This is a genomic window from Saccharothrix xinjiangensis (genome assembly GCF_039527585.1).
Taxonomy (GTDB): domain Bacteria; phylum Actinomycetota; class Actinomycetes; order Mycobacteriales; family Pseudonocardiaceae; genus Actinosynnema; species Actinosynnema xinjiangensis.
On record NZ_BAAAKE010000013.1, the window covers coordinates 151,716 to 163,585 of the forward strand.

At 77.0% G+C, this 11,870-nt stretch carries 11 protein-coding genes; 5 read left to right on the forward strand and 6 right to left on the reverse strand.

Annotated features, from left to right (window positions below; genetic code table 11):
• Nucleotides 1-62 precede the first annotated feature (62 nt).
• Nucleotides 63-1,514, forward strand: coding sequence for a protein kinase domain-containing protein (locus tag ABD223_RS24905; protein ID WP_344038890.1), 1,452 nt, complete (start codon nucleotides 63-65; stop codon nucleotides 1,512-1,514).
• On the opposite strand, the gene ABD223_RS24910 is transcribed toward ABD223_RS24905, so the two are convergent.
• From ABD223_RS24910 to ABD223_RS24925, 4 genes are read right to left on the reverse strand one after another with little or no spacing between them, the layout of a single operon-like run.
• Nucleotides 1,515-3,464, reverse strand: coding sequence for a transglutaminaseTgpA domain-containing protein (locus ABD223_RS24910; protein WP_344038891.1), 1,950 nt, complete (start codon nucleotides 3,462-3,464; stop codon nucleotides 1,515-1,517). It abuts the gene before it with no gap.
• Entirely contained in the window at nucleotides 3,461-4,507 is a 1,047-nt protein-coding gene (locus ABD223_RS24915) for a DUF58 domain-containing protein (protein ID WP_344038892.1), read from the reverse strand. The genes ABD223_RS24910 and ABD223_RS24915 overlap by 4 nt, the downstream gene beginning before the upstream one ends.
• A gap of 3 nt (nucleotides 4,508-4,510) precedes the next feature.
• Nucleotides 4,511-5,461, reverse strand: a complete 951-nt coding sequence (locus ABD223_RS24920) for an AAA family ATPase (RefSeq protein ID WP_344038893.1) — start codon at nucleotides 5,459-5,461, stop codon at nucleotides 4,511-4,513.
• Nucleotides 5,458-7,281 (reverse strand): fibronectin type III domain-containing protein, encoded by a 1,824-nt coding sequence (locus ABD223_RS24925; RefSeq protein WP_344038894.1) that lies wholly within the window; start codon nucleotides 7,279-7,281, stop codon nucleotides 5,458-5,460. Before ABD223_RS24925 ends, ABD223_RS24920 begins: the two co-directional genes overlap by 4 nt.
• 70 nt (nucleotides 7,282-7,351) lie before the next feature.
• Here ABD223_RS24925 and ABD223_RS24930 point away from each other — a divergent pair, with 70 nt between their 5' ends.
• Nucleotides 7,352-7,774: a hypothetical protein gene (locus tag ABD223_RS24930; RefSeq protein WP_344038895.1), complete on the forward strand. Its 423-nt coding sequence runs from the start codon at nucleotides 7,352-7,354 to the stop codon at nucleotides 7,772-7,774.
• On the opposite strand, the gene ABD223_RS24935 is transcribed toward ABD223_RS24930, so the two are convergent.
• Nucleotides 7,761-9,029 (reverse strand): sensor histidine kinase, encoded by a 1,269-nt coding sequence (locus ABD223_RS24935; RefSeq protein ID WP_344038896.1) that lies wholly within the window; start codon nucleotides 9,027-9,029, stop codon nucleotides 7,761-7,763. The two genes, ABD223_RS24930 and ABD223_RS24935, sit on opposite strands and share 14 nt — an antisense overlap.
• On the reverse strand, nucleotides 9,026-9,688 hold the full coding sequence (locus tag ABD223_RS24940) for a response regulator transcription factor (protein ID WP_344038897.1): 663 nt from the start codon (nucleotides 9,686-9,688) through the stop codon (nucleotides 9,026-9,028). The genes ABD223_RS24935 and ABD223_RS24940 overlap by 4 nt, the downstream gene beginning before the upstream one ends.
• Nucleotides 9,689-9,727: 39 nt before the next feature.
• Here ABD223_RS24940 and ABD223_RS24945 point away from each other — a divergent pair, with 39 nt between their 5' ends.
• Genes ABD223_RS24945 through ABD223_RS24955 form a run of 3 tightly spaced genes read left to right on the forward strand, consistent with a single transcriptional unit; the run spans nucleotide 9,728 to nucleotide 11,782 of the window.
• Nucleotides 9,728-10,408 carry an AfsR/SARP family transcriptional regulator gene (locus tag ABD223_RS24945; protein ID WP_344038898.1) on the forward strand — a complete coding sequence of 227 codons (681 nt, stop codon included), beginning with the start codon at nucleotides 9,728-9,730 and terminating at the stop codon, nucleotides 10,406-10,408.
• Complete coding sequence (locus ABD223_RS24950; RefSeq protein WP_344038899.1) at nucleotides 10,405-11,106, forward strand: helix-turn-helix transcriptional regulator; 702 nt, start codon at nucleotides 10,405-10,407, stop codon at nucleotides 11,104-11,106. The genes ABD223_RS24945 and ABD223_RS24950 overlap by 4 nt, the downstream gene beginning before the upstream one ends.
• 22 nt (nucleotides 11,107-11,128) lie before the next feature.
• Complete coding sequence (locus ABD223_RS24955) at nucleotides 11,129-11,782, forward strand: response regulator transcription factor (protein WP_344038900.1); 654 nt, start codon at nucleotides 11,129-11,131, stop codon at nucleotides 11,780-11,782.
• Nucleotides 11,783-11,870: the final 88 nt, after the last annotated feature.

Consider the following 11,870-nt stretch of genomic DNA (forward strand, 5'->3'; position numbering starts at 1 on the left):
GTAGCGGTCACGGCGGCGGATCGCCGGACCGGTTGCGGGACCGTGGGACAATGGCCACCGCGATGATCACTCCAGGGAGCGACGGGTCGATTCCGCCCGGCGGCGGGTCCGCGGCCGTGGTGCACGTGGAGCGGGACACCGCCCTGAAGGTGTTCCCGGGCGTGCTGGACCGCCGGACGAGGGCGAAGCTCGACGCCGAGCTGTCGGCCTGGCGGGGTGTGCCGTCGACGCTCGCCGTGCTCGGCGTGGTGGAACCCGCGGCCGGTGTGGTGGCGGTGCGCTCCGAGCTGTGCGGGCCGTCGCTCGCGGCCCGGGTCGAGCACCACGGTCCGCTGCCCGTCGCGGAGGTGGTCGCGCTGGGCCGGGCGCTGGGCGGCGCGCTCGCGGTGGCGCACGGGAAGGGGCTGGTGCACGGTGCCGTCACGGCGCACAACGTGCTGTTCCGCCTCACCGGCGAACCGGTGCTCGGCGACGGCGGGATGGTGCTGCGGCGCGCGTTCCCGGCCGACCCGCCGGTGGCCTTCACCGCGCCGGAGACCGTGCGCGACGCCGTGCGGGACGCCCGCACCGACCTCTACGGGCTGGGCGCGGTGCTGTTCCTCGCGCTCACCGGGCGGGCGCCGTACCCGGGGCGGCTGGGCGAGCGGGCGGAGGAGCGACTGCTGCGGGTGCTCGGCGACCCGGTGCCCGTCGTGGAGCGGACCGACGTGCCGCCCGCGCTGGCGGAGCTGGTGCGCGAGCTGCTGGCCAAGGACCCCGGCGACCGGCCGGACGACGTCCCGGGCCGCTTGGCGCGCATCGGCTTCCCCCCGGCGCACCCGACCACGCCGCCCCACCTCGGGCACACCGACCCGGACCCCGTCGCCCCGCACGACATCGCCCCGGATCCCCTCGCCCCGCACGACATCACCCCGCACGACATCACCCCGCACCACGTCGACACGGCGCGGACCACCGCCGAGCAGGTCGACCCCGACCAGACCGGCCCCATCCCGATCGCGGGAACGCGGGAGACCGCCGTGCCGCCGCGGGACCACGTCCCGCCGAACCGGCTCCCGCCGGGCCGCACCCCGATCGTGGAGGTCAAGCGGGACCCCGACCGCGACCGGACGGGCCGCCTGGTCCCGGCGCTCGGCGTGGTGGGCGCGCTGGCGCTGCTCGCCGCCGCGCCCTTCGTCCTGCTGCGCGACGACCCGCCGCCGACGAAGCCCGGCACGCCCGCGGTGGACACGCCGGCCGGCCGGACGCCGCTGGGGAGCATCGAGTGGGAGGCGGTCGAGGACAACACCGACTCCGTCCGGCTCTCCTGGCGGGGCGAGCCCCGCCTCTCCTACGTGGTCATCGTCGCGCCGGACGGCCTGCCCAACAGCGCGACCGTCGAACTGCGCGGGCACACCACGGAGGTCCGCGTCGAGCCGGGCCGCAAGTACTGCTTCGAGGTGCGCGGCACCGACGGCGACGGGATCGTGGTCAGCGAGCCGCGCGGCATCCGCGAGGCCGTCTGCGTGCGCTGACTAGCCGCGGTACACCGCCCGCAGCCGGTCGCGGAACGGCCTGCGCGCCAAGGCGGACCGCACCGCGCCCACCGCCGCCCACGCCCGTTGCCGCGCGTCGACCGGCGCGCCGGACCACAGCGCGGCGTCCACCGCGTCCGCCAGCCCGCGCACCGCGTCCGCGGTCGCGCCGCCCGCCACCGGCGCCGCGGCGGAGGCCAGGTCGCGCACCGTCATCGCGGGCGTCACCGGAACGCCGTGGGCGCGCAGCCGGTCGCGCACCTCGACCCAGGCCGCGGCCACCGTGCCCGCGCGCCGCCGCCGCCAGGACCGGGCGGTGACCAGCGCGGGCACCGCCAGCAGCCAACCCGCCGCGAGCGCCGCCACCGCCCACGGCGCCACCGTCCAGGGGAACGGCTCCCGGTGCTCGCCGTCACCCGTGCCGGGCGGCAGCACCGGCTCGGGCGCCCGGCCCGGCGGCAGCTGTCCGCGCGCCTCCTCGGTGGCCTGCGACAGGCTCGTGGCGGCCGTGCCGCGCGTCCTGCCGGTCGGGTCGAGCGCCACCCAGCCCACGCCGGCCACGGCCACCTCGGGCCACGCCAGGGCGTCGCCGTTGCGCACGACGGAACCGCTGCCGGGCGCGGCGAACCCCACCACCAGGCGCGCCGGGATGCCCAGGACCCTGGCCAGCGCCACGTACGCGGCGGCGAACTGCTCGCTGGTGCCGCGCTTGTCGTGGACCAGGAACCGGGTCAGCTGCGGCCAACCGTGCCCCACCGGCGGCGTGCCGTCGACCACCAGCCGGTACTCCTCCCGCAGGTGCCGCTCCAGCGCCAGGGCGGTCTGGAACGACGACCGCATCCCGCGCACCGCGTCGTTGGCGAGGGCGACCACCTCGGCGGGCACCTCCCCGACGCCGCCGAACCCGCCCTCGGCGGCCGGGTCGATCGCCGCGCCGGCCAGTGCCGCGGCGTCGGTCTCGGGCTCCCACCAGGCCAGCTCGTACTCCGCCGGCCGCCGCTCGGCGAGCAGCGTGCCCCGGGCCGGGTAGACCAGCGGGTCCACGCCGGTGACCTCGGCGGGCCGCGCCTGGCTGGGCAGCCACGGTCCGGTGAGCCCGTGCGGGCGCACCGTGGCCGAGCGCCGCCGCGCGGGCGCGGCCGCACCCGGTGGCAGGCCGACGCCCAGGCGCCGCAACTCGCCGCCCGGGGTCCAGTTCACGCCGTCGAAGTCGTCGAGCACCGCGATCGACCACCGGTCCACCGGTTCGTCGGAGGTGTACTCGAACACCGGCAGGTCCGGGTCGGCCAGCCGGGCGGCCAGGTCGCCGAGGGGGTTGGCCACCCGGGTGGCGGGCGGCGGCGCGAACTGCCCGTCGCGCAGCGAGGCGGGCGCCCCGGTGGACACCGCGCCCAGGGCGGTGGCGCCGGCCGCGCCGAGCGCCACGGCCGCCCACGGGACCGCGCGGGCCACCAGGACGGCGCCGCACGCGGCGAAGGCCAGCGCGGCGAGGACCGCGGTCGCACCGGTCGCGGCGGCGTACGCCTGGCTCAGCCCCAGCACGGCCAGCGCGGGCAGCAGCGCGACCAGCGGCGCCCGCAGGCGCAGCAGCAGCTCGGCCCCGAACACGACCGCGGCCAGCACCAGCAGGGGCACGAACACCAGCGGCTCCGGGTCGGGGCGCACCGGCCACGTGGACTGGAGCGCCAGCCGCCACCCGTTCGCGGCCCCGCCGACCAGCGCGGCCACCGGGTCGGCCGGCCGGACCGCCGCCAGCAGCCCGGCGAGCCCCGCGGCGACGGCGAGCACCGCCCGCCACGCCTCCAGCCCCCGGAGCCGGCACAGGACGGCCGCCGCGGGCAGCGCCGCCGCGGCGATCACGGGCAGCAGCGCGCCGAGGCCGAAGACCGGGGCGAACAACGACCCCGCGAGCACGGCGGCGGCGCAGACGGCGAGGAGGCGGTGGATCACGCCGCCACCTCGTTCCAGCGCCGCACGACCTGCTCGGCGCTCGGGCCCCACAGCACCCGCGCCCCGGCCACCTCGCCGGGACCGCCGAGGGACAGCACCAGGTCCGGCCGCAGCCCGCCGACGTCGTCGAGCGGACCGGCGGTCACCACGACCACGCCGCCGGGCGGTCGCGGCGGCAGGGACGTGCCGGGCCGCACCCGCAGCACGCACAGCTCGTCCATCAGCACCCGCGCACCCGCGACGCCGCCGGGCGCGCTCACGTCCACCCCGCACGGCGTGAGCAGCCGGGAGCGCCTGCCCGCGACCGCGCCCGCGTGCAGCAGCGCCGCGGCCGCCTCCACGACCTCCTCGAACGCCCGCTCGTGGCGGGTGTCCAGCACCAGCGAGAACCGAGGCTGGTCGGGGTCCGTGTAGTCGCGCACCATGAGCCTGCCGGTGCGCGCGATCGCCTTCCAGTGCAGCAGCCGCACCTCGTCGCCGGGCACGTACTCGCGCACCTCCCGCAGGTCCAGCGACCCGTGCGGGGACCGGTCGGTCGTCGGCCCCTCGTGGTGGCGGCGGTGCGAGGCGGCGGTGAACGCCCGCGCCGGGAGCAACCGGGGGTGCACCCACAGCGTCGTGGTGTCACCGGTGTCGGTCAGGGAGCGCACCAGGCCGAGCGGGTCGGTCCGCTCGACCGCCAGCGGTCCCACGGTGTGCCTGCCGCGGTCGGTGGTCGGCAGCTCGTAGTGGTACGTGGCGTCGGCCCGCACGACCACCCGCCGCACGTGCCGCCCGCACCGGTCGCGCGCGGTGAACCCGCCGCCGGAGCGCAGCACCCGCAGCCGCGCCAGCGCGGGCCCGCCCCGCTCGACCCGGTCGGGGAACACCTCGCGCCGCACCTCCACGCGCGGCTCGCGCGCCGCCGCGGCGAACGCCGCCACGACCGCGCCGACCATCAGCCCCGCCAGCGCCCGCACCAGCGGGTAGCCCGCGCCCAGCCCGACCGCCCCGCACACCGCGGCCGCCCCGAGCACGGCGATCCCGCGCCAGGTCAACCGCACCGCTCACCCCGCCGTGACGGGGACGGGGACGCCGGCCAGCACCTCGGCGACCACCTCGGCGGGCCGCCTGCCGTTCAGCTCCGCGTCCGGGGACAGCACCAGCCGGTGCGCGAGCACCGGTTCGGCCACCGCCTTCACGTCGTCCGGTGTGGCGTACAGCCGGCCCTCGGTCGCGGCCAGCGCCTGCGCGGCCCGGATCAGGCCGATGCTGCCGCGCGGGCTGGCGCCCCAGCGCACCGCCGCGTGCTCCCGGGTCGCCGCCGCGACGCGGACCGCGTACTCGCACACCGCCGGGGCGACGTGCGAGGCGCGCACCTCCGCGATCGCCGCCCGCAGCCCGTCGACGTCGACCACCGCGCCCAGGTCGTCGGGGCTGACCCGCGCGCAGTCGCTCATCACCACCAGCACCTCGGCGGCCAGGTCGGGGTAGCCGACCGACACCCGCACCAGGAACCGGTCCAGCTGCGCCTCGGGCAGCCGGTAGGTGCCCTCCATCTCGATGGGGTTCTGCGTGGCCACCACCAGGAACGGGTGCGGCACCTCGTGGGTCGCCGCGTCCACCGTCACGCGCCGCTCGGACATCACCTCCAGCAGCGCCGACTGCGTCTTCGGCGTGCCGCGGTTGATCTCGTCCGCCAGCACCACGTTGGCGAAGACGCCACCGCGGTGGAACTCGAACCGCTCCGCGTTCTGGTGGTAGACCATCACGCCGGTGACGTCGCCGGGCAGCAGGTCCGGGGTGAACTGGATGCGGTTCCAGGTGCCGCCGATGCTGCGCGCGAGGCACCGGGCCAGCGTGGTCTTGCCGACGCCCGGCACGTCCTCCACCAGCAGGTGCCCCTCGGCCAGCAGCGCGGCCACCGCCAGCCGGACCACCTCGGGCTTGCCGCGCACCACGTGTTCGACGTTGTCCGCGATCGCGCGGTACACCAGGGTCGACCGGGGTGCGGTCACTGGTTCCTCCAGGTGTAGCGGGGTGATTCCTGGCCGTCGACGACCACCCAGACCTGCTGGCCGTCGCCGTTGAAGGGGAACTCGTCGTCCACGACCAGCGAGCCCTGCGCGTCGGTGGTCCTGGTGGTGCCGGGGTTGAAGTCGCCCCACCGGCTGGCGAACGGGATGATCTCGTACCGGGTGTTCGGCTCGAAACCGTGCATCTCGATGAGGAAGAACGCGCACTGCGGAGCTTCGCAGTTCTCGTTGTAGGTGGTCTCCGGGCCGCGGGAGACCGTGATGGTCCTGGGCCGCTTCGGCGTGGCCTGAGCCGTCGCGGGCGAGCCGCGGCCGGCCCTGTTCTCGGCGACCACCGTGAACGTGTAGGCCGTGCCGTTGGCCAGGCCGCTCGCGGTGGCGCCGCGCGCGTCGCCGGTCACGGTGACGCCGCCGCCGTTCCACGAGACGTGGTACGCGGTGACCGGCGCGCCGTTCTCCGCCGCCGCGCCCCAGGTGAGGGCCACCGACCCGTCGCCGGGTGCGGCCGTGACGCCCGCGGGCGCGCCGGGCGGGCCCGCCGGGACGACCGGCGGCGCGGGCACCCGGGCCTGCGTGTCCTGCCCCGCTCGCGTGTCCTGTTGCGTCGGGGTGTCGCGCTGCCCGTCGCCCGGTTGTTCCCGGTCGGGCGGCGAGGTGCCCGGGTCCTGCGCGGTGGTGGTCGCGGGCGGCGCCGCGGTGGACGAGCCGGTGCCGGTGGTGACGCCGGTGGTCGGCACGCCGGTCACCTCGCCGCCGGGGTCCACGACCAGCACGTGCTCGCCCTGGCCGCCCTCGACGTAGAGGCGCCGGTCCTCGCCCCTGACCAGGCGCGGGGCGCCGGTCTCCGGCGGCAGCGGCGTCACCGCGCGCCGGGTGCCCGCGCTGTCGTAGGTCAGCAGCGCGCCGCCGCGCCGGTCGAGCACCGCCACGGTGGACCCGGTCGACTCCGGGCCGGTGTACTCGCCGCCGGGTGGCAGGGGCACGACGACGTCGCGCGCGCCGGGCCGGTCGCCGACCACGTCCGCGGTGTCGATCAGGTACAGGGTGCCCGCCGGGTCGAGCACCGGCACGCGGCCGTCCGCGTCGCCGGGCGCCACGCGCGCCGTGTCCGGCAGGTCCGCGCCGATGGCCTTGGACCGGCCGAGGCCGTTGTCCCCCACCACGTGCAGGACGTCGCGGGAGGTGTCCACGAACAGCGGCTCGTCGCCGACCACGGTCAGCCCGCCCGCCTCGCCGGCCGGCACCTCGACGGGGCACAGCGGCGCGTCGGTGCCCCTGGGCAGCTGGCACAGCCTGCCGATGTCGACGCGGTGCAGCCAGACCGTGCCGTCGGGGGTGACCACCGGCGCGCCGAGCCGGCCGCCGACCGGGATGGTCCTGGGCTCGTCGCCCAGCCGCACCACCACGCCCCGCTCCCGGTAGACCAGGTAGGGGCCGCCGGAGCCCTGCAACGCCACGGGCAGCTCGTCGGGCGCGGGGGTGCTGCCCTGCACGCGCAGCGTCGACTTGTCGAACTCGGTGTACTTGCCGCGGCCGACGACGTACCCGCTGGAGTCGCCCTGCACGACCAGGGCGCCCTGGTCCGCGCCGGGCACCTCGACCCGCGCGTCCACCTGCTTGGTCGCGCCGTCGACGTGGAAGACCGCGCCCAGCGCGTGGTTGAGCACCCAGTGACCGGGTTGCAGGAACTCCAGCCCGGGGCCGCCCCGCGCTCCCGCGAGGGCGGCGCCCACCGCGGTGAGCGCGATGACGAGCAGCAACGCGACAGGTGCACGACCCCGCACCTCGGCCGACAGTTTCATCGGGTTCGAACCCCCCTGGTCCTTCGGTCACGTAGCGTAGAGCACCCGATACAGAAATGGTCCAGACTCGGTGAATCCCCGGTTCCTCATCCCAGGCGCGCTGGCGGCGGTCGCGGCGCTGGTCCTGGTGCTCGTCCTGACCGCCGAACCGGACGTCCCGGTCGCCGACCTGCCCGCCACCCCGACCATCGCCGGTTCCCTGCGGTTGGAGCCGCGGCTGCCCGCCGCGGGCGACGAGGTGGAGGTGCGCGCGACGCTGGCCGCGGACCGCCCGGTCACGCTGCGCGCGCTGACCGTGCGGGCGGTGCACTACGGCACCGGCGAGTCGCACGACTTCCCGGAGCTGCGCGACCAGGACCTCGGCACCGGCACGCGCGAGGTGGTGCTGAGCCGCCGGTTCGACACCCCCGGCGAGTACCGCTACTACCTGGCCTACCTCCTGGACGACCGGTGGCGGTCGCTGGAACCGTGGGAGGAGTTCACGATCCGCTGACCGGCAGGCTCAGCTCGAAGATCGCGCCGCCCTCCTCGGCGTTGAAGACCCGCAGCGAACCGCCGTGCGCCAGGGCCACCCAGCGCACGATGGACAGCCCGAGCCCGGTGCCCGACCCGGTGAACCTGTCGAACGCCGCCTCGGCCGCGTCGGGGTCGATGCCCGGACCGTGGTCGGCGACCGTGACGCGGCCGTCGGCGACGGTGATGTGCACGATGGCCTCGCCGTCCGGCCGGCGGCCGTGCCGCAGCGCGTTGCCCAGCAGGTTGCCGACGGCGCGTTGGAGCAGGCTGGGGTCCGCGTCGACCTTGGTCGGCGCGGCGGTCACGGTGACCCGGGCGCCGGGCGCGGGCGTGTCCTCTACGACGGCCGACACCAGCTGGTCCAGCCAGAGCGGCTGGATGGCCAGCTGCTCCACGCCCGCGGCGAGCCTGGCGCGCACCAGCAGCCCGTCGATGATGCCGCCCATCCGCGCGGCCAACCCCACGGCGCGCGGCATCACCTGCGCCGCCTGACCGGGGTTGCGCAGGGCGGTCTCGGCCAGCGCGCGCAGCGCCGCGACCGGGGTGCGCAGGTCGTGCGCGGTCTCGGCGAGCAGCACCTCCTGCTGCTCCAGCGCCGCCGCCGCGGGGCGGATCGCCCGCCCGGACAGCACGTGCCCGGCCAGCGCGAGCGCGGTCACCAGCACCGCGCAGCCCAGCACGACCCGCACCACCACCCCGCGGTGCCGCGCCTGCTCCGGCGCGAGGTCGGCGACGGCGACGACCGCGCCGAGCACCCGGCCGTCGACGGTGCTCAGGGGCTCCGCGCGCACGCGCAGGCCGTCCACCCGGCCGGTCACGGTGCCGCCGCCGTCCACCGCGCGGGTGGCCAGGGCGCTGAGCACGTCCAGGCGCGCGTCCACGTCCACGCCGACGCACCCGCCCTCGCCGAGGTGGCCGCGGAACTCCGGCTCCGCGCCGCCGGGCAGGATCGCGAAGCCGGGGCACTCCCGGTTCACCGGGTCCGCGATCAGGTCCGCGGTGACCAGCGAGTCGCGGAAGTCGATCAGCCTGCTCGCGACGGCGGTGACGCGGTGCAGCTCGGCGTCCAGGCGGTCGGCGCCCTGCTCGGCGTCCTCGCGCACCACCAGGATCGCCAGCACCAGCAGCCCGGCGGTGTTCATCGCGGTGAACAGCACGGTGAGCAGCAGGCGCAGCGAGCGCAGCCGCGCCGCCGAGGAGTGGTTCGCCTGCCGGCCGGCCGGGGCCCTCACGAGGAGCCCAGGCGGTAGCCGTGCCCGGGCACGGTGTGGATCAGCTCCGGGTCGTGCAGCTTGCGCCGCAGGTGCCTGACCACCGAGTCGACCACGTTCGCCACCGGGTCGGACTCGGCGTCCCAGCAGTGCTCGATCAGGTCGGCCCGGCTGACCACCTGCCCGACGTGCGCCGCCAGGTACTCCAGCACCGCGAACTCCTTGCCGGACAGCGTCAGCAGCACGCCCGCCCGCCGCGCCTCGTGCCGGGCGCAGTCCAGCTCCAGGTCGGCGTGCCGCAGCACCGAGGGCCGCGCGGCGCCCGAGCGGCGGCACAGGGCGAACACCCGCGCGGTCAGCTCGGCGTTGGCGAAGGGCTTGACCAGGTAGTCGTCGCCGCCGTGGGCGAAACCGGCCACCCGGTCGGCCGGCGCGTCCCGCGCGGTGAGGAACAGCACCGGCACGGCCAGCCCCCGCCTGCGCTGCTCCTGCACGTAGTGGATGGCGTCCCCGTCGGGCAGCATCCGGTCGAACACCGCGCAGTCGTAGCGGGCGCGGGCGAGCGCCCGGTCCACGCCGCCCAGGTCGGGCGAGGTGTCCACGTCCAGGCCGCGTCCGCGCAGCTCGGCGGCGATCGCGAACCGCAGGTCCTCGTCGTCCTCGACCACCATCACCCGCATGTCATCGAAACCTCATGTGTAGTGGCGGATGGTGGGCGCGTGATCTTCCGAGTCCTCGGGCCGCAACCCGGCGCCCGCAAGCCCGCCACCCTGCTGGCCGTGCTGCTGCTGCACGCTAACGCGTGGGTGAGCCTAGACGAGCTGATCGAGCACATCTGGCAGGAACAGGACGTCCCGCCCTCGGCCGGGCACAACGTGCGCACCTACGTGTGGCAGTGGCGGCGCGCGTTGCCGCCCGGCCGGATCGACACCCGGTCGCGCACCTACCGCCTGCGCGTCGAGCCCGGTGACACCGACGCCGACGTCGCCCGCGACCTGCTCGACCGCGCCGCGCGCGGCCCGGCGGCGCAGGCGGTGGAGCCGCTGACGGCGGCGCTGGACCTGTGGCGCGGCAGGCCGTTCGCGGAGCTGCGGCACGAGGTCGCGGCGCCGGAGGCCGCCCGGTTGGACGACCTGCGCTGGGAGGTGCGGGAACGGCTCGCCGACGCGTGGACCGCGCTGGGCAGGCACGGCGAGGCCATCGCGGTGCTGCGCGCGCTGATCGCGGAGGACCCGTTGCGGGAGGGCGCGTGGGCCCGGCTGGTGCGGGCGCTGTCCCGTGCCGGGCGGCGGGCGAACGCGCTGGTCGAGTACCGGCGGGTGTGCGACCTGCTGGCGGCCGAGCTGGGCGTGGCGCCGGGGCCGGAGCTGCTGCGGGCGCGTCGGGAGGTGGCCGCGTGATCGGGGTCGGCGCGGGTGGACGAGGGGTGGACGTGGTCGTGGAGCGGATCGGGGGTGGCGGGATGAGCGGGACCGGGGTGGTCGTCGGGGTGGCCGACCGGCGGGGGCGCGGCGCGGGCGAGGCGGCGCCCGCGTTGCCGACGGGCGTGGACGCGCTGCTGGCGCGGGCGCGGGCCGAGGTGGTGGTGATGTCCACCGGTGGTGCGCGGCTGCGCCGGGTCGACCAGGAGAACCTGCGGCGCGGCGTGCGCTACCGGGTGCTGCTGCCCGACGCGCTGCGGACCTCGGCGTTGGCGTTGGCGCGCACCGACGTGCGCACGGTGGCCCAGGTGCCGATGGACGCCGTGGTGGTCGACGGGGCCGCGGTCGTGCTGCCCGCCGAGGGCGGCGCGGCGGTGTTCCGGCTGCCCGGCGTGGTGCGGGCCGCGGTCGAGCTGTTCGAGCGGGTGTGGCCGGAGGCGGTGCCGGTGTTCGCCGCGGCCGGGTCGCCGTGCGGGTTGTCGCCGCGCGAGCGGGAGCTGCTGACGCTGCTGTTCGCGGGCAGCACGGACGAGGCGGCGGCGGCCCGGCTGGGCGTGTCGGTGCGCACGGTGCGGCGGCTGGTCGCCGACATCATGAACCGGCTCGGCGCGCGCAGCAGGTTCCAGGCGGGCGCGAAGGCCGCCGATCGCGGCTGGCTGCTGCGCCGGGCCGGGTGACCCGGGTGACTACGGTGGCGTCGTGCGCATCCTGGTGACCGAGGACGACGAAGACCTGCTCCTCGCCGTCGCCGTGTCCCTGCGGGGCGGGGGGCTGGCGGTGGACGTGGCGGCCGACCTGGCCGGCGCGGACGAGGCGCTGGCGGTGAACTCCTACGACTGCGCGGTGTTCGACCGGGTGCTGCCGGACGGGGACGCGCTGGTGTACGTGCGGGAGCGGCGGCGCGCCGGGCTGCGCGTGCCGGTGCTGTTCCTGACCGCGCTGGACAGCGTGGCGCACCGGGTCGAGGGGCTCCGGACCGGGGACGACTACCTGGTCAAGCCCTTCGCCATGGATGAGCTGGTGGTCCGGGTGCGCGGCCTGTGCCGCCGCCGGGAGATCAGCAGGCCCGCCGTGCTGCGCCACGCGGACGTGGAGCTGGACCCGGGCGCGCGCGAGGTGCGCCGGGCCGGGGTGCTGCTGTCCCTGACCCGCCGCGAGTTCCTCGTGCTGGAGCTGCTGCTGGCCAACGCGGGGCGGCCGGTGACGCGGGACGAGCTGTTCCGGCACGCCTGGGACGAGCTGGTGCGACCCGCGACCAACGTGCTGGACGTGCTGGTGGGGCAGTTGCGGCGCAAGCTGCGCACGCCGCCCCTGATCGAGACCGTGCGCAACGTCGGTTACCGGATCGGCTGATCGCCCACGCCCCACCGGGGTTGACCGGTTGGTGCCACGAGGGGCCGCGGACCACCCGGCGCTGCCAGGCTCCCAACGGACGACCACG